General features: G+C 71.3%; 23 protein-coding genes. 16 read left to right on the forward strand and 7 right to left on the reverse strand.

Going from position 1 to position 18476, the window contains the following annotated elements; translation table 11 throughout:
* Positions 1-58 precede the first annotated feature (58 nt).
* The 3 genes from OG852_RS40100 (at position 59) to OG852_RS40110 (ending at position 1857) form a co-directional block, all read left to right on the forward strand.
* Positions 59-499 (forward strand): SHOCT domain-containing protein, encoded by a 441-nt coding sequence (locus OG852_RS40100; RefSeq protein ID WP_330350434.1) that lies wholly within the window; start codon positions 59-61, stop codon positions 497-499.
* Positions 500-539: 40 nt separating this feature from the next.
* The gene (locus tag OG852_RS40105; protein ID WP_133917940.1) at positions 540-953 is read left to right on the forward strand and encodes a DUF7144 family membrane protein; all 414 of its coding nucleotides are present in this window, start codon (positions 540-542) and stop codon (positions 951-953) included.
* A 64-nt stretch (positions 954-1017) separates the two neighbouring features.
* Positions 1018-1857, forward strand: a complete 840-nt coding sequence (locus tag OG852_RS40110) for a class II glutamine amidotransferase (protein ID WP_133917941.1) — start codon at positions 1018-1020, stop codon at positions 1855-1857.
* A gap of 39 nt (positions 1858-1896) precedes the next feature.
* On the opposite strand, the gene OG852_RS40115 is transcribed toward OG852_RS40110, so the two are convergent.
* Positions 1897-2688 (reverse strand): SDR family NAD(P)-dependent oxidoreductase, encoded by a 792-nt coding sequence (locus tag OG852_RS40115; RefSeq protein WP_330350435.1) that lies wholly within the window; start codon positions 2686-2688, stop codon positions 1897-1899.
* A gap of 118 nt (positions 2689-2806) precedes the next feature.
* Between OG852_RS40115 and OG852_RS40120 the strand changes: the two genes are divergently transcribed.
* Positions 2807-3451: a PadR family transcriptional regulator gene (locus OG852_RS40120; RefSeq protein ID WP_330350436.1), complete on the forward strand. Its 645-nt coding sequence runs from the start codon at positions 2807-2809 to the stop codon at positions 3449-3451.
* Positions 3452-3527: 76 nt separating this feature from the next.
* On the opposite strand, the gene OG852_RS40125 is transcribed toward OG852_RS40120, so the two are convergent.
* On the reverse strand, positions 3528-3956 hold the full coding sequence (locus tag OG852_RS40125) for a type II toxin-antitoxin system Rv0910 family toxin (RefSeq protein WP_055632335.1): 429 nt from the start codon (positions 3954-3956) through the stop codon (positions 3528-3530).
* Between the two features lie 232 nt (positions 3957-4188).
* Between OG852_RS40125 and OG852_RS40130 the strand changes: the two genes are divergently transcribed.
* Together OG852_RS40130 and OG852_RS40135 are read left to right on the forward strand one after the other, a co-directional pair.
* Positions 4189-4746, forward strand: a complete 558-nt coding sequence (locus tag OG852_RS40130; protein WP_330350437.1) for a Clp protease N-terminal domain-containing protein — start codon at positions 4189-4191, stop codon at positions 4744-4746.
* A gap of 89 nt (positions 4747-4835) precedes the next feature.
* Complete coding sequence (locus OG852_RS40135; RefSeq protein WP_330350438.1) at positions 4836-5834, forward strand: EamA family transporter; 999 nt, start codon at positions 4836-4838, stop codon at positions 5832-5834.
* A gap of 4 nt (positions 5835-5838) precedes the next feature.
* On the opposite strand, the gene OG852_RS40140 is transcribed toward OG852_RS40135, so the two are convergent.
* Positions 5839-6522 carry a pyridoxamine 5'-phosphate oxidase family protein gene (locus OG852_RS40140; protein WP_133915317.1) on the reverse strand — a complete coding sequence of 228 codons (684 nt, stop codon included), beginning with the start codon at positions 6520-6522 and terminating at the stop codon, positions 5839-5841.
* A 36-nt stretch (positions 6523-6558) separates the two neighbouring features.
* Between OG852_RS40140 and OG852_RS40145 the strand changes: the two genes are divergently transcribed.
* Positions 6559-7890, forward strand: a complete 1332-nt coding sequence (locus tag OG852_RS40145) for an aminotransferase class I/II-fold pyridoxal phosphate-dependent enzyme (RefSeq protein WP_330350439.1) — start codon at positions 6559-6561, stop codon at positions 7888-7890.
* 160 nt (positions 7891-8050) lie between these two features.
* Here the strand turns inward: OG852_RS40145 and OG852_RS40150 are convergent, their stop codons facing one another.
* A complete protein-coding gene (locus OG852_RS40150; protein WP_330350440.1) occupies positions 8051-8980 on the reverse strand; it encodes a DMT family transporter in 930 nt (309 codons plus the stop codon).
* Between the two features lie 74 nt (positions 8981-9054).
* On the opposite strand from OG852_RS40150, the gene OG852_RS40155 reads away from it, so the two are divergent.
* Entirely contained in the window at positions 9055-9957 is a 903-nt protein-coding gene (locus tag OG852_RS40155; protein WP_330350441.1) for a LysR family transcriptional regulator, read from the forward strand.
* Position 9958: 1 nt separating this feature from the next.
* Here OG852_RS40155 and OG852_RS40160 read toward each other — a convergent pair whose 3' ends face one another.
* On the reverse strand, positions 9959-10426 hold the full coding sequence (locus OG852_RS40160) for a pyridoxamine 5'-phosphate oxidase family protein (protein WP_330350442.1): 468 nt from the start codon (positions 10424-10426) through the stop codon (positions 9959-9961).
* Positions 10427-10536: 110 nt separating this feature from the next.
* Here OG852_RS40160 and OG852_RS40165 point away from each other — a divergent pair, with 110 nt between their 5' ends.
* Positions 10537-11184 (forward strand): cysteine hydrolase, encoded by a 648-nt coding sequence (locus OG852_RS40165; protein ID WP_133915312.1) that lies wholly within the window; start codon positions 10537-10539, stop codon positions 11182-11184.
* Here the strand turns inward: OG852_RS40165 and OG852_RS40170 are convergent.
* Complete coding sequence (locus tag OG852_RS40170) at positions 11171-11674, reverse strand: Rieske (2Fe-2S) protein (protein WP_133915311.1); 504 nt, start codon at positions 11672-11674, stop codon at positions 11171-11173. The two genes, OG852_RS40165 and OG852_RS40170, sit on opposite strands and share 14 nt — an antisense overlap.
* Positions 11675-11866: 192 nt before the next feature.
* On the opposite strand from OG852_RS40170, the gene OG852_RS40175 reads away from it, so the two are divergent.
* From OG852_RS40175 to OG852_RS40205, 7 genes are all read left to right on the forward strand, one after another.
* Complete coding sequence (locus OG852_RS40175) at positions 11867-12631, forward strand: HipA family kinase (protein ID WP_133915310.1); 765 nt, start codon at positions 11867-11869, stop codon at positions 12629-12631.
* Positions 12628-13077 (forward strand): DUF3037 domain-containing protein, encoded by a 450-nt coding sequence (locus OG852_RS40180; protein WP_133915309.1) that lies wholly within the window; start codon positions 12628-12630, stop codon positions 13075-13077. The genes OG852_RS40175 and OG852_RS40180 overlap by 4 nt, the downstream gene beginning before the upstream one ends.
* A 125-nt stretch (positions 13078-13202) precedes the next feature.
* Entirely contained in the window at positions 13203-13964 is a 762-nt protein-coding gene (fabG, locus tag OG852_RS40185) for a 3-oxoacyl-ACP reductase FabG (RefSeq protein WP_055635518.1), read from the forward strand.
* 12 nt (positions 13965-13976) lie between these two features.
* Positions 13977-14732, forward strand: a complete 756-nt coding sequence (locus tag OG852_RS40190) for an SDR family oxidoreductase (RefSeq protein ID WP_133915308.1) — start codon at positions 13977-13979, stop codon at positions 14730-14732.
* A 199-nt stretch (positions 14733-14931) separates the two neighbouring features.
* Entirely contained in the window at positions 14932-16512 is a 1581-nt protein-coding gene (locus OG852_RS40195) for an ABC transporter substrate-binding protein (RefSeq protein ID WP_133915307.1), read from the forward strand.
* 91 nt (positions 16513-16603) lie between these two features.
* Entirely contained in the window at positions 16604-17290 is a 687-nt protein-coding gene (gene ung / locus OG852_RS40200) for a uracil-DNA glycosylase (protein ID WP_133915306.1), read from the forward strand.
* A gap of 143 nt (positions 17291-17433) precedes the next feature.
* Positions 17434-17916: a hypothetical protein gene (locus OG852_RS40205; protein ID WP_133915305.1), complete on the forward strand. Its 483-nt coding sequence runs from the start codon at positions 17434-17436 to the stop codon at positions 17914-17916.
* Positions 17917-17938: 22 nt separating this feature from the next.
* Here the strand turns inward: OG852_RS40205 and OG852_RS40210 are convergent, their stop codons facing one another.
* Positions 17939-18424 carry a hypothetical protein gene (locus OG852_RS40210; protein ID WP_330350443.1) on the reverse strand — a complete coding sequence of 162 codons (486 nt, stop codon included), beginning with the start codon at positions 18422-18424 and terminating at the stop codon, positions 17939-17941.
* Positions 18425-18476 lie beyond the last annotated feature (52 nt).

Below are 18476 nucleotides of genomic sequence, written 5' to 3' on the forward strand. Positions count from 1 at the left end.
GACCGCCGGGCCCAGACCCGGAGACCGAACGGGCGCAGGCCCGGAACGGAGGAGTGAGATGACCGGGGACACGTACCTCGCCTACGACTATCCGCTGCTCAGCGCCTTCTGGACCATGCTGATCTTCTTCCTGTGGATCATGTGGTTCGTGCTGCTGTTCCGGGTCGTCGTGGACATCTTCCGCGACGACGACCTCAGCGGCTGGGCCAAGGCCGGCTGGCTGGTGTTCTGCATCTGCCTGCCGTTCCTCGGCGTGTTCGTCTACGTCGTCGCGCGCGGGAAGAACATGGGCCGCCGGGAGAGGGCGCAGGCGAAGGAACAGCAGCGGCAGTTCGACGACTACATCCGCGAGACCGCCAAGGGCACCGGCCCCACCAGCAGCGTGGACGAACTGGCCAGGCTCTCCGAGATCAAGGCCCGCGGGGACATCACGGACGAGGAGTTCGACCGCGCGAAGCAGCTCGTCCTGAGCGGGCACGGCACGGCGCACCGCGGCTGAGCCGCCGCACGACACCGAAGACAGGGAATCGAGGCAGGGCATGACGACCAATCCGACGCGCGCGCACGAGACCAGGCGGCACTGGGCCGAGGGTCTGACGGCGTTCGCCGCAGTCACGCTCATGATCGCCGGAGTGCTCGACATCTTCCGCGGGATCATGGGGATCGCCGAGGACGACATCTTCGTCACGACACGCAGCTACGTCTTCCGGTTCGACGTCACCGGCTGGGGCTGGGTCCATCTGATCCTCGGAGCGGTCGCGGTGATCATCAGTCTGGGCCTGTTCCAGACGGCGATGTGGGCCCGCGTCGGTGGTGTGGCCATCGCGAGCCTCATCATCATCGCCAACTTCCTCTCCCTGCCGTACTACCCGGTCTGGTCGGTGGTGATGATCGCGTTCTCCGCGTTCGTCATCTGGGCCCTGTGCGTCGTGCGACCCGACCGGTACGCCTAGGGGGTGTTTCTGATGGATCTCCGTGGGTGAAGACAGTCCACGCGCTACAGGAAGGCTGACGACGATGTGCCGATGGCTGGCCTACTCGGGAACCCCCATCCTGCTCGACACGATCCTGTACAAGCCGGCGCACTCGCTGATCGACCAGAGTCTGCACTCCCGGATGGGCGTCGAGACGACCAACGGCGACGGCTTCGGGATCGGCTGGTACGCGGCCGACTCCGACGACCACGCCCCGGCCGTCTTCCGGGACGTCGGGCCGGCCTGGAGCAACCGCAACCTGCGGGAGATCGCCTGTCACGTCCGCTCCCCGCTGTTCTTCGCCCATATCCGGGCCACGACCGGCACGGCCGTGCAGCAGACCAACTGCCATCCCTTCCGGCACGGCCGCTGGTTGTGGATGCACAACGGGGCGATCACCGATTTCCACCGGATACGGCGTGACCTCGCGCTCGCCGTCGACCCGGAGCTCTTCCTCGACATGGAGGGCTCGACGGACTCCGAGATGATGTTCTACCTGGCGCTCACCTTCGGCCTGGAGAAGGACCCGCCGTCCGCCGTCGAGCGGATGGCGGGGTTCGTGGAACGGGTCGGGCACGACCACGACGTGGAGTTCCCGCTGCAGATGACGGTCTCCGTCACCGACGGGGAGCGGCTGTGGGGCTTCCGCTACTCCAGTCAGGGAAAGTCCCGTTCGCTCTTCTACAGCACCGCCGTGGAGACCCTGCGCCAGCTCCACCCCGACGTCGCCTTCCTGCGCGGAGTCTCCGACGACACCCGGCTCGTCGTCTCCGAACCGCTCGGCGATCTGCCCGGGGCCTGGAACGAGGTGCCCGAGAGCAGTTACGGCATCGTCGAGCCGGGAGTCGACCAACTGCACCACTTCACCCCCCAGGCGGCCTAGCCGCCCCCGTCACCGGAGCTCCAGGCCGGGCAGGCGGTCTCAGTGGACGGAGAACCCTCCGTCGACGAAGATCGCCTGCCCGGTGACATAGCCGGAGGCACGGGAGGCCAGGAACACCGCCGCTCCCGCGAAGTCCTCGGCCAGCCCGTTGCGACCGACCATGGTGCGCGCGGCCAGCGCCGCCACCCGCTCCGGGTCGGACGACAACCGGGTGTTGAGCGGGGTCATGACGAACCCGGGCACCAGGGTGTTGCAGGTGACGCCGTGCGGCGACCAGGCCTCGGCCTGGGAGCGGGCCAGCGACTCCAGCGCCCCCTTGGACACCCCGTAGGCCCCGCTCTGGACGAAGGCCCGGTGCGCCTGCTGGGACGTCAGGTGGATGATCCGTCCGAAGCCCCGCTCGGCCATGCCGGGGCCGAACCGCTGGCCCAGCAGATGGGGCGCCTCCAGGTTCACGGCCATGGTGGCGTCCCAGACGTCCTCGCCCAGCTCGCCCATCGGGGGCCGCAGGTTGACGCCGGCGCTGTTGACGAGGATGTCCGGCTCCCCGAACACGGCGGCCGCCGCCTCCGCCGCCGCGCGCACGCCGTCCCGCGTTCCGAGGTCGCCGCCCACCCAGGCGGCCCGGCAGCTCTCCGCCGTCAACTCCTCGACGGTGGCGACCAGTTCCGACTCCCGGCGCGCGACGACGACCACACTCGCCCCGGCCCGCGCGAGCGCGCCGGCGATGGCCCGGCCGATGCCGGAACTGCCTCCCGTCACCACGGCGACCAGGCCGTCCAGCGAGAACAGGTCGGAGAGGTAGGAGTGCGGGCCGCGCTGCGATGTCATGTCCGCACCCTAAAGGCACCCGCCGCGCGCGCCCTCCTTCCGGGCCTTGCCAAGCGAACTGTTCCGATATATCGTTGAAGCATCGCGACAGATCAACGATGGAATGGAGTGATGGGCGATGCGTACCCACGGATTCGAGCGTGGACACGGACAGGACGGCCCCTTCGGCGGCCGCGGTGGACGGGGCGGACGACGTGCCGCCTTCGGTCCCTTCGGGCCGGGCGGCCCCGGCTTCGGCCCCGGCGGCCCCGGTTTCGGTCCGGGCGGACCGGGCTTCGGCCCCGGCCCCTGGGGCGGCCGAGGGCGCGGCGGGCCCAGGGGGAGGGCGCGGCGCGGTGACGTACGGGCCTCGATCCTGGCCCTGCTCAAGGACCGTCCGATGCACGGTTACGAGATGATCCAGGAGATCGCCGAGCGCAGCGGCGGGGCGTGGAAGCCCAGCCCGGGCTCGGTGTACCCGACCCTCCAGCTCCTGGAGGACGAGGGCCTGATCAGCAGTGAGAGCGAAGGCGGCAAGAAGCTGTTCTCGCTCACCGACGAGGGCCGCACGGCGGCCGAGGGTGGTCCGGAGGCCCCCTGGGAAGAGGCCACGCGTGGCGTCGACTGGGAGGCGCTCGGCGAGATCCGCCAGGCCGGCTTCGGGCTGATGGAGGCCTTCGGGCAGGTCTGGAAGACCGGCAGCAAGGAGCAGCGCGAGAAGGCGCTCACGGTCATCAACGAGGCCCGCAAGAAGCTGTACCTCATCCTCGCCGACGAGGACTGACGGCCGCCGTACGACGGTGGAGGCGCCCCGTGGAGCGATCCGCGGGGCGCCTTCGTGTGCCGTACGCCCTCCGTGCTCAGGCCACCAGCCCGCCCAGCTTGCGCAGCGACTCGTTCAGGGCGGCCGTTCCCGAGTCCTTCAGCTTGCCCGCCATCAGCGACACGGCCGCGCCCGTGAACTCGCCGTCGATGCGGACCGTCGTGGCGTCCCCGTCCGGGGTGAGGGTGTAGCGCGTGGCGACGGACACCGCCATCGGGCCCTTGCCGCGGATCACCAGCACCCGGGCCGGCTCCAGCTCCGCGACCGTCCACTCGACCTCGGCAGGGAAGCCCATCAGCTTCATGTTCTCCTGGAAGGTCGCGCCCACCTCCAGGGTCTCGGGGCCGCCCCGGGGGAAGTTGGTGTGGGTCGCGTTCCACTCCCCGTACGCCGGCCAGTCGGTGAGCTGGGCCCACACCTTCTCGGCCGGTGCCTGGATGCGTGCCTCCGCGCTGACTTCGGCCATGAGACCACCCTCCTCGTGTCGGGCAACTGGGCTGCGGTGTCGCGGAACGTAGCCCCAGGGCCTCGAACATTCAATACTGATGAACCGTCAGGGAATGGGAAGAGTCCCCTTCGGGAGGCCTGATCTCCTCCGTAAGGAGGAGATTGCGTCCGCCCGTGTCCGCTCTGCGTGGGACGCGCAGATGCTTCCCTCCGGGGATGACCGGACGGGCCGGGACTGATGGGGTGGGGTGGTGCAATCCCGTATTCCCCGGCAGTCGACGAACGACCAGGCGACGCACGGGACGGACGACGACCCGAGACTCGACGCGGAGTCCGCGGCGGCACTCGCCGCTGCCCGCCGCCGGGCGGTGCGCGACGGGGACCGTCAGATCGACACCGCCCACCTCCTGCACTCCCTGCTCGAACACGACCCCCGGGTCCGAGCCGTCTTCGGCGACGGGCCCCAGCTCGCCCGGCTGCTCGGCTATCTCGTCCAGCGCAGCATCGGCTACGGCCTGCGCTGGCAGAGCGGTGTCGAGGACTCCGGGGCGCTGCCCGTCGTCCCGCTGGTCGAGGGGTTCTCTCCGCTCGCGGCCGCCGCGCTGGAACAGGCGTGCGGCCGACGCGCCGGTCCGCGGGTCCGCGGACTCGAACTGCTCGCGGCGATCGTCACGGACCGGCAGGCGCGGGCCGTCGAGGTCCTCACCCACGCCGGGGTCGACGTGTACGAGCTGCGCGCCCGGATCGACGAGACCCTCACGGCGCCCCAGTCGGCGGAGTACGCCTCAGGTCCCGAGCCGGCTTTCTGACCACCGCGCCGACCGCTCCCCGCCGTCCACCTCGCGAGACAGGTGTCATCCGGGGTGACGGTCCTGTCGTCGCCTGTCATCATGGGCCGGTGCGTACGTCAGTGAGCAGTCAGGGCGGCCGCGGCAAGGGCATCGGGCTCGGGCTGGCGGTCGGGTCGGCGATCGCCTTCGGTGGATCGGGGGTCGCGGCCAAGCCGCTGATCGAGGCGGGGCTCGACCCGCTGCACGTGGTGTGGCTGCGGGTGACCGGCGCCGCCCTCGTGATGCTGCCCCTCGCCGTGCGGCACCGTGCGCTGCTGCGCCGTCGGCCCGCGCTGCTCGCCGGGTTCGGTCTGCTCGCGGTGGCCGGGGTCCAGGCCTTCTACTTCGCGTCGATCTCCCGGATGCCGGTCGCGGTCTCGCTGCTCCTGGAGTACCTCGCGCCCGCCCTGGTGCTCGGCTGGGTGCGGTTCGTGCAGCGGCGGCCGGTGACCCGTGCCGCCGCGGTCGGAGTGGTCCTCGCGGTGGGCGGGCTCACCTGTGTCGTCGAGGTGTGGTCGGGACTGCGCTTCGACGCCCTGGGGCTGGTGCTCGCGCTGGCCGCCGCCTGCTGCCAGGTCGGCTACTTCGTCCTGGCCGACCAGGGCGGCGACTCCGGCGACGACGCACCCGACCCGCTCGGCGTGATCGCGTACGGCCTGCTGATCGGCTCGCTCGTCCTCACCGTCGTCGCCCGCCCCTGGGGCCTGGACTTCTCCGTGCTCACGGGCACCGCCGACCTGGACGGCACCCGGGTCCCGGCCTGGCTGCTGCTGGTGTGGATCGTGCTGATCGCCACGGTCGTCGCGTATGTGACCGGAGTGGTCTCCGTGCGCCGGCTCTCCCCGCAGGTCGCGGGTGTCGTGGCCTGTCTGGAGGCGGTCGTCGCGACCGTGCTGGCCTGGGTCCTGCTGGGCGAGCACCTCTCGGCGCCGCAGCTCGCGGGCGGCGCGATGGTGCTGCTCGGCGCGTACATCGCCCAGTCGTCCGCGCCCGCCAAGGGCTCCCCGCGGCCGGTCGCGGGCGTCGGGCCCGAGCGGGATCCGTCCGCCCACGAGACCGCCGTCTGACGGGTCAGAGCGCCGCGAGATAGTCCGGGACCCCGATGCCGGGGGCGAGGTCGGCCTCCGGGAGCGGGGTGCCGTACCCCTTGCGCAGGGGGAGCACTCCGGCCCAGTGGGGAAGGTCCAGGTCCTCGGGCTCGTCGTTCACACCGCCGGTGCGGGTCTTGGCGGAGACCTCGTTCAGGTCGAGGCGGATCACTGCGGTCGCCGCCAGTTCCTTCTTGTCGGCCGGGCGGGAGTCGGCGGCGCGGCCGGGGACGACGTGGTCCACCAGCGCGTCGAGCGCGGCGCGCTTCTCCTCGGGGTCGGTGACCTCGTACGCGAGGCCGTGCACCACGACCGAGCGGTAGTTGATCGAGTGGTGGAAGGCCGAGCGCGCCAGGACGAGACCGTCCACATGCGTCACCGTCAGGCACACCGGAAGCCCGGGGTCGGCCTGGCCCGCCATCCGCAGCGGGCGCGAGCCCGTCGAGCCGTGCACGTACAGGGTCTCGCCGACCCGGCCGTACAGCGTGGGGAGCACCACCGGCGCGCCGTCGCGGACGAAGCCGAGGTGGCAGACGTACCCCTCGTCGAGTATCGCGTGCACCAGTTCCTTGTCGTAGGAGGCCTTCTGCGCGGCACGCGTGGGGACCGTGCGGTCGGTCGCGGCGTACGCGGCGGGCTGCGGTGTCGGCTGGTGGGTCCCCTGCATTGGTGTTCTCCATTGCACTAGTGCATAATCTTGTTTGTGCTAGGAGAGTATCGGATCGAAGGCCGCCGCGCAGCAGACATTTCCGCGAGCATCGAGCGCGCGGTGGGCGAAGGTGCCCTGGAACCGGGCCAACTGCTGCCGCCCATGCGGGAATTGGCGCTCACGCTCGGGGTGAACCCGAACACGGTCGCGGCCGCGTACCGGACCCTGCGCGAGCGCGGGGTCATCGAGACGCACGGGCGCCGGGGCAGCCGGGTGCGGCCCAAGCCCGCCACCACCGGCCGGGAGAAGGTGCGCCTCGATGTGCCGGAAGGGGTCCGCGACCTGGCGGACGGCAACCCCGCCCCGGCTCTGCTGCCCCCGCTCGCCGGCGCCTTCGCGGCGGCCGCCGAGCGCGGCGACCGGGAGCCGGTCCTGTACGGGGACGACCCGGTGGACCCCGAACTGGCCCGGGCGGCCCGCGCCGCGCTCGACGCCGACGGCGTGCCCGCCGGACCGCTCGCCGTGGCCTCCGGCTCCCTGGACGTCGTGGAACGCGTCCTCGCCGCCCATCTCAAGCCGGGCGACGCCGTCGCAGTGGAGGACCCCGGCTGGGGCCGCACCCTCGACCTGGTGCCGGCCCTCGGGCTGCGCACGGTCCCGGTCGGCGTCGACGACGAGGGCCCGCTCCCGGACGACCTGCGCGCGGCCCTGGAGGGCGGGGCGCGAGCCGTTCTGGTCACCGACCGCGCCCAGAACCCCACCGGCGCCTGTGTGACCGCGGCACGCGCGCGTGCGCTGCGTTCCGTTCTCGCCGACCACCCCGGGGCGCTGCTGATCGAGGACGACCACGGACACGGCATCGTCGACCTGCCCCTGCACCCCCTCGCCGGCGTCACCCGGCACTGGGCCTTCGTCCGCTCGGTCGCCAAGGCCTACGGGCCCGACCTGCGGCTCGCCGTCCTCACCGGCGACCAGGTCACGGTGGACCGGGTGCGGGGACGCCAGCGGCTGGGCCCCGGCTGGGTGAGTCTGTTGGTCCAGCGGGCCGTGGTACGGCTGTGGGCCGACGGCGCGGTGGACGGCCACGCGGTGGCCGCGGCCTACCGGGGGCGGCGAGAGGCACTGATCGCCGCGCTGGCCGAGCGAGGGGTCGCCGCGCACGGACGCAGCGGGATGAACGTGTGGGTGCCCGTGCCGGACGAGACGGGGGTGGTCGCCCGGTTGCTGCACGCGGGGTGGGCAGTGTCACCGGGGGCGCGGTTCCGGCTGGGCGCCGGGCCCGGCATCCGGATCACCGTGTCGACGTTGGGGGAGGGGGAGGTCGGTCCGCTGGCGGACGCGGTGGCCTCGGCCCTGGGGCCGGTTCCCTCTCGTAGTTACGTCTAGGGCCCTTCTGATGGATCTCCGTGGGTGAAGGAGCGGCGAGCGGGCGTGGAGGGCGTCGCGACGCCGCGGAGATCCGTCAGAAGGGCCCTGGCGCCGTAGGGGAGCGGATGGTGGCAGGTGCGTCGTGGCTGGTCGCGCGGTTCCCCGCGCCCCCGGGGCGTCACCTCGTTCGTACTTGAGTCAGTGCCGCCCCCGCCAGCACGATCACCGCCCCCACCGGCGTCGACCAGCTCAGCGGCTCGCCCAGGAGGGCGACCCCCGCCCCCGTCGCGATCACCGGGATGAAGTAGGTGACCATCTGCGCGGTCGTCGGACCGACCTCGGCCACCAGGCCGTACTGGATCAGCAGGGCCAGACCGGTGCCCAGGGCGCCCAGTGCGGCGATCGCCAGCAGGGGCAGCGGGGCGAAGCGGTCCGGGACGCTCGTGAACAGCGGGGTGACGACGGCGAGCTGGAGGGCGGCCACGCCGAGCTGCGCGCCCGTCATCGACAGCGCCGAGGCCCCCGTCCCGGCCAGGGTGCGGCGGACGTAGATCCAGCCGATCGGATAGCTCAGCGAGGCCAGCAGGGCCATCGCCGTGCCGCGGCCGTCCAGGCCGGCGAAGCCCTGCCAGGCGCCCAGGACCGTCAGGACGCCGAGGAAGCCCAGGCCGAGGCCCGCGACGCGGACCCGGGTCGGCCGGTCCTCGGACAGCGCGACCAGGGAGAGGGCCATGCCCCACAGGGGCGAGGTCGCGTTGCAGATGCCGGCCAGGGTGGAGGGGATCGTCAGCTCGGAGTAGGCGAAGAGTGAGAACGGCAGCGCGTTGAGCAGGAAGGCGGCGACCGTCAGATGCGCCCAGGTGCGTCCCCCGCGCGGGAGGCGCTCCCGCTTCACCGCCATCGCGACCGCCAGCACCGCCGTCCCGAACACCAGCCGCCCCAGGGTCACCTGGAACGGAGCGTAGCCGTGGGTGCCCACCTTGATGAGCAGAAAGCTGAAGCCCCATATCAGCGAGAGCGCGCCGAAGCGCAGGCGCCAGTCCAGGGTGCGGCGCGGGCGGGCGGCGACGGGGGCTGCGGAGGTCCGGGTGTCGGCGGCGGTGGTCATGGCCGTCACGATGCCGCAGAGGACCTTGTAGCACAATCGAGAATTCGCACTGGATACCTCGTAGCATTGCTTACATGTTGAACCTGGAGCGCCTGCGCACCCTCGACGCCCTGGCCCGGCACGGCTCGGTCAGCGCCGCCGCGGCCGGCCTGCACATCACCACCTCGGCCGTCTCGCAGCAACTCGCCAAGCTGGAGCGGGAGGTCGGACAGCAGCTCCTGGCCAAGCACGGGCGCGGGGTGCGGCTGACCGACGCGGGGCGGCTGCTCGCCGACCACGCGGCCCGGATCCTGTCCCAGGTGGAGCTCGCGCAGTCCGATCTGGAGGCTCAACGCGGCCAGGTGGCGGGGGAGTTGCGGATCTCGGCCTTCCCGACCGCCGCGCGCGGGCTGTTTCCCGTCGCGCTCGCCGAACTGCGCAAGGCCCACCCCGGGCTGCGGCTGCGCTCCTGCGAGCTCGAGCCGGAGAACGGCATCGCGGGAGTCGTCCGCGGCGATCTGGATCTCGCGGTCGTCCTGGACTGGTACAACAAGCCGATGCCGGTGCCGGACGGGCTGGTCAAGGCGCCCCTCCTGGACGATCCCGCCGATGTGGCCATGCCGGCCGGGCATCCGCTGGCGGGCCGGGAGGAGGTGGATCTCGGGGAGTTCGCCGGGGACGAGTGGATCACCTGGGGCGAGGGCGAGTTCTGTCACGAGTGGCTGATGTTCACCCTGCGCTCACGGGGCGTCGAACCGATCGTCGGTCATCGGGCCGCCGAGACCCACACGCAACTCGGCCTGGTCGCCGCCGGTCTGGGGGTCTGTATCGTGCCGCTGCTCGGTCGTCACCCGGTGCCCGAGGGGGTCGTCATGGTGCCGCTCAAGCAGCGCGTGCGCCGCCATGTGTACGTGGTCTGGCGGGCGGACGCGGACCGCCGTCCGTCGATCCGGGCGGCGGTCGAGGCCCTCAAGTCGGCCGGGGACGCTCTCGGTTGACCTACTTGTCACCCAACTTGCGAAAGTCCCAGGACACGACCTTCTCCGGCTTCAGCCGCACCCACGCGTGCCGCCCGTCGTGCGGCATCGCGTCCAGCCCGAAGTTCTTGCGGGCGAACAGCGTCTCCACCGCGTCGAGTTCGGCGCACAGCTCGCCGGTGCGCGGAGACTCGCCCACGAACTCCACGGCGCCGGACAGCTCGACGCCCCGCAGCGACTCGTACTCCTCGCCCGTGTCGATCACGATCGCGACCCGGGGGTCACGGGTGAGCTGGGTCCAGCGCTTGCTGCGCACGACCGAGTACAGCCACAGCGCGCTGCCGTCCCACAGGAACCACAACGCGCTCACGTGCGGTGCGCCGTCGGCGGAGACGGTGGCCACCCGGCAGGTGCGCTGCGTGGTGAGAAACGCGTCCAGCTCCCCCGGCGACATCATGATCTTGCGGCCCCGGCGCTGAGTGACGGTCATCCGGCCCCCTCATTCTTCTTCTCTTGTCACTGCTTCCCGTGTACTGCTTACCAGTACGACTTTTCTGACGCTGCGTCAGAAAAGCAAGTATCCCGACACCAGGGGGAGCCGTGCCGTCGTCCGAAGAGCTCCGGGACCTCCTCGACCCCGACTCCACCGTGCTGCTGACGGTGGAGTGCCAGCGCGGTGTCGTCGGCCCCGGCGCCGCCCTGCCCCGGCTCGCCGCCGCGGCGAGGGAGTCGGGGGCCCTCGCCCAGGTGGCCCGACTGGTCGACGCCGCGCACGAGGCCGGGATCCAGGTCGTCCACGCCGTCGCGGAACGCCGACCGGACGGCCGGGGCGCCAACCGCAACGCGCGCCTCTTCCGCGCCGCCGAGCGCCTGCCCGTCCAGCAGCTCACCGGCACCGACGCGACCCGGGTCGCGCCCCCCGTCGAGGTCGCCGAGCAGGACCTCGTCGTACGACGGCTGCACGGGCTGTCGCCCATCCAGGGCACCGACGTCGACGCCCTGCTGCGCAACCTCGGCTGCCGCACCCTGGTCGTGACCGGGGTCTCGGTCAACGTGGCGATCCCGAACACCGTCTTCGACGCGGTCAACCGGGGCTACACCGCCGTCGTGCCCTCCGACGCCGTCGCGGGGGTGCCTGCCGACTACACCCCCGCGATGATCCGCCACACCCTCGCGCTGGTCGCCACGGTCGCGACCACGGACGAGGTGCTGACGGCGCTGAGGCGGCCGGACGTCAGGCCAGCGTGATCGAGTCACCGCTGACGGTGATCTTCACCTCGGGCAGCGCCTGGGTCGCCGGACCGCTCTTGACGCTGCCGTCCTCGATCGAGAAGTTGCTGTTGTGACAGGGGCAGTTGATGACCCCGTCCGCGATGGTCTTCACCGCACAGCCCTGGTGGGTGCACACGGCGGAGAACGCCTTGTAGGTGCCGGCCGCCGGCTGGACGACGACCACCTTCTGGGAGTCGAAGATCTTGCCGCCGCCCTCGGGGATGTCGGCGGTCGTGGTCAGCGCCGCACCGGCCGCACTGTCCCCGCCGCCCGTGCTCGCGGACTCACTGGCCCCCGTCGAGCCCGTCGACCCGGTCGTCCCGCCGGTCGAGGCCGACGAGGAGGACGAGTCGTCGTCGGACCCCCCGCACGCGGTCAGCGCGACGGAGAGCCCCGCGGCTCCGGCGGCCGCCATGACGGTACGGCGGGCGGGGTTCGACGCGGAGTTGATCGATGCGCTGGTCATGCTGAGGATTCCCTTCCGAGGGGGGAGCGTGGATCTGCCGAGTGGTACGGGCGGTGGACGCCGCTTGTTCAGAGCCCTCGCCAAGTCCGGACAGTGTCGAGATATTGACCGTTTCGAGATCAGACCCGCGTAAGCCAGAGCTGTCGCGGAGCTGTCGACCGCCGCCGCACCCGGCCCCAGTAACCTGGGGCGATGCTCAAGGAAGTCACCGCCACCCGCTACATCACGGCGTTGCGTGAGGGCGGCTCGCTGCCGGGACTCGTCGAGGCCGACGACCTCGGAACGTACGTCATGAAGTTCACCGGCGCCGGACAGGGCCGCAAGACGCTCGTCGCGGAGGTCGTCTGCGGCGAACTCGCCCGCCGGCTCGGCTTCCGGATGCCCCGCCTGGTGACCCTCGGCCTCGACCCCGTGCTCGGGCTCGGCGAACCCGACCCGCAGGTGCAGGAGCTGCTCCGGTCCAGCGGCGGCACCAACCTCGGCATGGACTTCCTCTCCGGCGCCCTCGGCTACGACCCGCTCGCCTTCCCGGTGAGCCCCGAGGAGGCCGGCGAGATCGTCTGGTTCGACGCGCTCGTGAACAACGTCGACCGCTCCTGGCGCAACCCCAACCTGCTGCGATGGCAGGGCGACCTGTGGCTCATCGACCACGGCGCCACCCTGATCTGGCACCACAACTGGCCCGGCGCCGAGACCTCCGCGGCCCGCCCCTACGACGCCTCCGACCACGCCCTCGCCTCCTTCGCCCCGGACATCGCCCGCGCGGCCGAGCGGCTCGCCCCCCTGGTCACCGCCGAGCTGCTCGCCGAGGTCACCGCCGAGATCCCCGACGTCTGGCTCACGGACGAACCCGGCTTCGACACCCCGGACGACCTCAGGCGCGCCTACGCCGGGCCGCTGCTCGCCCGGGCGGCCGTCATCGCCGACCGCATCACCGGCATCGAGGAGAACAAGTGAGCGAGCGCCATATCCACATGGCCGGCCATGTCACCGAGCGCCACATCACCCGGACCGGCCAGGGCGGCGACCGGGACGTCTTCGAGTACGCCCTGCTGCGGGTCGTACCGAGGGTCGAACGCGGCGAGTGCATCAACGCGGGCGTCCTCGTCTACTGCCGCGCCCGGGCCTACGTCGGTGCCCGCATCCACCTCGACGAGGCGCGGCTGCGCGCGCTGGACCCGGACGCCGACGTGGCCGGGATCAGGGCGGCGCTGGCGGCCGTCGAGGGGGTCTGCGGCGGCGGTGCGAACGCCGGTCAGGCAGCCGGCGACGACCCGGGGCGGCGATTCCGCTGGCTGGTCGCGCCGCGTTCGGCGATGGTGCAGCCGGGGCCGGTGCACACCGGACTCACCGCCGATCCGGCGGCCGAGACCGAGCGGTTGCTGGGCCTCCTGGTGAGGTAATGGATCACACCGGGGCCGTGGGACGTTGACACCGGGTGCCAGGGCTTCTAGCGTCACGTCTGCCGAAGGTACTAAGCGGTCGCTCACCGCACCACAGGTTCTCTCAAGGGCGAGGAGACACAGGAATGTCCACCACTGAACAGCGGGTCGCCGTTGTCACCGGCGCGGCGCGCGGCATCGGAGCCGCCACCGCCGTACGGCTGGCCGCCGAGGGCCGTGCCGTCGCCGTGATCGACCTCGACGAGGCCGCCTGCAAGGACACCGTGGAGAAGATCACCGCGGCCGGCGGCAAGGCCGTCGCGATCGGCGCCGACGTCTCCGACGAGGCCCAGGTCGAGGCGGCGATCGCCCGTGTCGTCGCGGAGCTCGGGGCCCCGACGATCCTCGTCAACAACGCGGGCGTGCTCCGCGACAACCTGCTGTTCAAGATGAGCGCCTCCGACTGGGACACCGTCCTGAACGTGCATCTGCGCGGCTCGTTCCTGATGTCCAAGGCCATCCAGAAGCACATGGTCGACGCGGGCTTCGGCCGGATCGTCAACCTGTCCTCGTCCTCCGCGCTCGGCAACCGCGGCCAGGCCAACTACTCCGCCGCCAAGGCCGGTCTGCAGGGCTTCACCAAGACCCTCGCCATCGAGCTCGGCAAGTTCGGCATCACCGCCAACGCCGTCGCACCCGGCTTCATCGCCACCGACATGACCGCCGCGACCGCCGCCCGGGTCGGCATGGGCTTCGAGGAGTTCAAGGCCGCGGCCGCCACCCAGATCCCCGTGGCGCGGGTCGGCGAGCCCGACGACATCGCCAACGCGATCGCCTTCTTCACGAACGAGGCCGCCGGCTTCGTCTCCGGCCAGGTGCTGTACGTCGCCGGCGGACCGCTCGACTAGGGATCAGAGACAATGACCGTGGAACTCTCCGGCAAGGTCGCGCTCGTCACGGGCGCGAGCCGCGGCATCGGCTACGGCGTGGCCGAGGCCCTCGTCGCCCGCGGCGACCGGGTCTGCATCACCGGCCGCAACGAGGAGGCCCTCAAGGAGGCCGTCGAGCGGCTCGGCGCCGACCGGGTCATCGGCGTGGCCGGCAAGGCGCACGACCTCGACCACCAGACGGCCGCCGTCGAGGCCACGATGGAGGCCTTCGGCCGCATCGACCACCTCGTCAACAACGCGGGCACCAACCCCGTGTTCGGGCCGATCGCCGACCTCGACCTCGAGGTGGCGCGCAAGGTCTTCGAGACCAACGTGGTCTCCGCCCTCGGCTTCGCCCAGAAGACCTGGCACGCCTGGCAGAAGGACAACGGCGGCGCGATCGTCAACATCGCCTCCCTCGCCGGCCTGTCGGCCTCGCCCTTCATCGGCGCGTACGGCATCAGCAAGGCCGCGATGATCAACCTGACCCAGCAGCTCGCGCACGAGTTCGCGCCCCGCGTACGGGTCAACGCGATCGCCCCGGCCGTCGTGAAGACCAAGTTCGCCGAGGCCCTGTACGAGGGCCGGGAGGCCGAGGCGGCCGCGGCCTACCCGCTGGCCCGGCTCGGTGTGCCCTCCGACATCGGCGGCACCGCCGCCTTCCTCACCTCCGAGCAGTCGGACTGGATCACCGGCCAGACGCTCGTCGTCGACGGCGGCATCCTGCTCAACGCGGGTGTGGGCTGAGTCTCATAGGGCACCGCCACGGGCCCCGGTTCCTTTACGGAACCGGGGCCCGTGTCCATCCCGGGAACCGTCCCGGGGTATGACAACGTCGTCACGATTTCTCCCTGATCAATAACGCTTTCCTCTCGCCCATTGAGCCTCTCCGGGCCTGCGGTATGGTCTGGCCACTCTTGGCATGGCTTTAACGAGGAGCGTGTGCGTGTTCTACCGGAACCGATCGTTGCAGCACGTGGCGGTGATCGCGTCCATATCCCTGGTGAGCGGATGCGGTCTTCTGGGAGGCGGGAGCTCCGAGGACGCCGGACCGATCGTCGTGGGCACCACCAGCGCTCCCAGCACGCTGGACCCCGCGGCCTCCTGGGACAGCTCCTGGGAGCTCTTTCGCAACGTCTACCAGACGCTGCTGAACTACAACCCCGAGCAGACCACCCCCGAACCCGACGCCGCCGAGAGCTGCGAGTTCACGGACAGCAAGAGCACCGTGTACAGCTGCACGCTGCGGGAGGGCCTGAAGTTCTCCAACGGGCACACGCTGGACGCCAAGGCCGTCAAGTACTCGTTCGACCGGATCAAGAAGATCAACGTCAACGGTGGACCCGCGGGCCTGCTGGAGACGCTCTCCCAGGTACAGACGAAGGGCGACCGCGAGGTCGTCTTCCGCCTCAGCCAGCCCGACGCCACGTTCCCCCTGGTGCTCACCACGCCTGCGATGTCGATCGTGGACCCCGAGGAGTACCCGGCGACCGCGCTCCGCAAGGAGAGCGGGATCATCGGCTCCGGACCCTACCGGCTGCAGTCCTACGACGAGGGCAAGCAGGCGGAACTCGTCCGCAACGACTCCTACAAGGGCATAGCGGACCGGAAGAACGACGCCGTCACCATCCGCTACTTCCAGCAGTCGGATCAGCTGGTCAAGGCCCTCAAGAGCAAGGAGATCTCGGTCGTCTACCGCGGTCTCGGCGCCTCCGACATCGTCGACATCGAGACGAACCAGAACGCGGAGGGGCTCCAGCTCGTGGAGAACCCCACCACCGAGATCAGTTACCTGGTGTTCAACCCCAGCGACCCGTGGGCCGCGAAGCCCGCGGTGCGCAAGGCCGTCGCCCAGATCGTCGACCGCTCGGCGCTCGTGCACAACATCTACAAGGACACCGTCGAGCCGCTGTACTCGATGGTGCCGGCCGGACTCACCGGCCACACCACGGGTTTCTTCGACGACTTCGGAAACCCCAGCGTGACCAAGGCCAAGGCGCTCCTCAGGGAAGCGGGGATCACCGAGACCGTCCCGCTGACCCTCTGGTACACCACCGACCGCTACGGCTCCACGACCAAGCCCGCCTTCGAGGAGCTGAAGCGGCAGCTGGAGGCCTCCGGCCTCTTCAAGATCACCCTTAAGAGCCGCCCGTGGAAGACCTACGTCAAGGGCTACCAGGATGGCGAGTACCCGGTCTTCGGGCGCGGTTGGTTCCCCGACTTCAACGACGCCGACAACTTCATCGCGCCGTTCGTGGGCGAGCAGAACGCGCTCGGGACGCCGTACAAGTCCCCCGCCATCACCGACAAGCTGCTGCCGGAGTCGCGCGCGGAGAGCGACCGCGGCGCGGTGAAGCAGCAGATCGAGGACGCGCAGAAGATCTTCGTGAACGACGCGCGCCTGCTGCCGCTGTGGCAGGGCAAGCAGTACGTGGCGGCGGACGAGGAGATCTCCGGCCTCGAGAAGGTCATCGACCCGGCGACCATGATGACGATGTGGGAGCTGTACCGGAAGACGAGCTGGTAGCGGGCCCCTGAACCCGGTGCGTGGCGCCGATGTCAGTGGTCGCCTGTAGGTTCTGTGGTGAGCAAGTGACCGCACAACGGAGGACGTTGACGTGACCGACATCGCCATGCTGCCCGAGTCCTGGCGCGGGGTCCTGGGCGACGAGCTGCAGCAGCCCTGGTTCAAGGAGCTGACGGAGTTCGTCGAGGAGGAGCGAGCGAAGGGTCCCGTCTACCCTCCGCGGGAGGAGGTCTTCGCCGCGCTCGACGCGACGCCGTACGACCAGGTGAAGGTCCTCGTCCTCGGCCAGGACCCGTACCACGGCGAGGGCCAGGGGCATGGCCTGTGCTTCTCGGTGCGGCCGGGAGTGAAGATCCCGCCCTCCCTGCGCAACATCTACAAGGAGATGCACGAGGAGCTGGGCACGCCCATCCCGGACAACGGCTATCTGATGCCGTGGGCCCAGCAGGGCGTCCTGCTGCTCAACGCGGTCCTCACCGTCCGCTCCGGCGAGGCGAACTCGCACAAGGGCAAGGGCTGGGAGAAGTTCACGGACGCGGTGATCCGCGCCGTGGCCGACCGGCCCGACCCGGCGGTCTTCGTGCTCTGGGGCAACTACGCGCAGAAGAAGCTCCCGCTGATCGACGAGTCCCGGCACATCGTGGTCAAGGGCGCGCACCCCTCCCCGCTGTCGGCGAAGAAGTTCTTCGGCTCCCGCCCGTTCACGCAGATCAACGAGGCGATCGCGCAGCAGGGGCACACCCCGGTCGACTGGACGATCCCGAACCTCGCCGGCTGACCTCCTGCCGCCGGGCCGGTTCCTCCAGGACCGGCCCGGTGCCGCCTGACCGACTTCGCCGCCCGCTGCCGTTAGCGTCGTGCCAAGGACGCGGTGCCGTCCCCGGGACGCGGCGTCGTCGCGAGGTGGCGAAGGAGGACGCGGTGGCGGAGCGACAGGAACAGGCGGTGCCCGACGCCGTGCTGACGCGGATCGGGCAGGTCGTGATGCTGCATCACGGCGGAGACCGCGAGGAGGCCCGCCGCAGACTCCTCGACCTGTGGACGGAGCTCGGCGAGGACGGCGATCCGCTGCACCGCTGCACCCTCGCCCACTATCTGGCCGACACCCAGGACGACCCGTTCGACGAGCTGGCCTGGGACCTGCGGGCGCTGACGGCCGCCGAGGAGCAGGGGGAATCGCCCGCCGTACGAGCCCTGTACCCCTCGCTCCATCTCAATCTGGCGGCGGACTACGCCCGGCTCGGCCGCGCCGAGGCCGCCCGCACCCATGTGCGCAGGGCACGCGGGGCGGCCGGTGTGCTGGGGGACGACAGCTACGGCGACGGCGTGCGGGCGGCGCTCAGCAGGATGGAGCTACGGCTGGGAGAGGGCGGGGCGCAGGACTGGGGCCCCGCTCCCCTTTAGCGGCGGCCGGCTCCGGCAGCCCCTAGCGGCGGCCGTACACCTGCCGGCAGGCCACCGCCTCCGGGCTGTCGCCGCGCCAGCCGCCGTACTTTCTGCCGAGCGCGCACACATCGGTGTTCCGGCGGATCTCCCGCTGCACGTCCGGCACGTCGACGTGCGGCTGGGCGCGCCGGTGCTGGTCCGGATGCGCCGGTCGGACGTGCGGGCGCGGGTGCTGCGCGGGGGAGTGGGACGTCGGCGGGCGGGCGTCCGGGGCGGCGGTCCGGGCCGGCCGTTGCCGGAGCGTCGTGGCCGCCCGGTCCCGGGCAGGTCCGACCATCTCCAGGGCCTCACGGGCCGGCGCCTGCACGACCTGTGTCTCGGCCTCCCCCTTGGGGCGGGGCACAGGCGGCGGGGACGTCCCGGCGGCGGGCGGGGCGGGCACGGGCGGGCGCTGGACGGTGACGCAGCCGGAGAGGGCCGAGAAGGCCATCACCAGGAGCGCGGCGGTTGTCGTCGTTCGATGCACCCGCGCAACTCTGCTGGTTACCGCCGCGCGCCCGGCATCGGACGAGCGCAGG

The organism is Streptomyces sp. NBC_00582 (genome assembly GCF_036345155.1).
Taxonomy (GTDB): domain Bacteria; phylum Actinomycetota; class Actinomycetes; order Streptomycetales; family Streptomycetaceae; genus Streptomyces.

What these genes read in the sequence shown, in the direction of transcription:
- OG852_RS40115 (WP_330350435.1), bottom strand. Translation starts at nt 2,688, where the DNA reads ATGACATCGCAGCGCGGCCCGCACTCCTACCTCTCCGACCTGTTCTCG.
- OG852_RS40190 (WP_133915308.1), top strand. Translation starts at nt 13,977, where the DNA reads ATGACCGTGGAACTCTCCGGCAAGGTCGCGCTCGTCACGGGCGCGAGC.
- OG852_RS40175 (WP_133915310.1), top strand. Translation starts at nt 11,867, where the DNA reads ATGCTCAAGGAAGTCACCGCCACCCGCTACATCACGGCGTTGCGTGAG.
- OG852_RS40155 (WP_330350441.1), top strand. Translation starts at nt 9,055, where the DNA reads ATGTTGAACCTGGAGCGCCTGCGCACCCTCGACGCCCTGGCCCGGCAC.
- OG852_RS40150 (WP_330350440.1), bottom strand. Translation starts at nt 8,980, where the DNA reads ATGACCACCGCCGCCGACACCCGGACCTCCGCAGCCCCCGTCGCCGCC.
- OG852_RS40170 (WP_133915311.1), bottom strand. Translation starts at nt 11,674, where the DNA reads ATGACCAGCGCATCGATCAACTCCGCGTCGAACCCCGCCCGCCGTACC.
- OG852_RS40120 (WP_330350436.1), top strand. Translation starts at nt 2,807, where the DNA reads ATGCGTACCCACGGATTCGAGCGTGGACACGGACAGGACGGCCCCTTC.
- fabG (WP_055635518.1), top strand. Translation starts at nt 13,203, where the DNA reads ATGTCCACCACTGAACAGCGGGTCGCCGTTGTCACCGGCGCGGCGCGC.
- OG852_RS40125 (WP_055632335.1), bottom strand. Translation starts at nt 3,956, where the DNA reads ATGGCCGAAGTCAGCGCGGAGGCACGCATCCAGGCACCGGCCGAGAAG.
- OG852_RS40105 (WP_133917940.1), top strand. Translation starts at nt 540, where the DNA reads ATGACGACCAATCCGACGCGCGCGCACGAGACCAGGCGGCACTGGGCC.
- OG852_RS40140 (WP_133915317.1), bottom strand. Translation starts at nt 6,522, where the DNA reads ATGCAGGGGACCCACCAGCCGACACCGCAGCCCGCCGCGTACGCCGCG.
- OG852_RS40100 (WP_330350434.1), top strand. Translation starts at nt 59, where the DNA reads ATGACCGGGGACACGTACCTCGCCTACGACTATCCGCTGCTCAGCGCC.
- OG852_RS40160 (WP_330350442.1), bottom strand. Translation starts at nt 10,426, where the DNA reads ATGACCGTCACTCAGCGCCGGGGCCGCAAGATCATGATGTCGCCGGGG.
- OG852_RS40110 (WP_133917941.1), top strand. Translation starts at nt 1,018, where the DNA reads ATGTGCCGATGGCTGGCCTACTCGGGAACCCCCATCCTGCTCGACACG.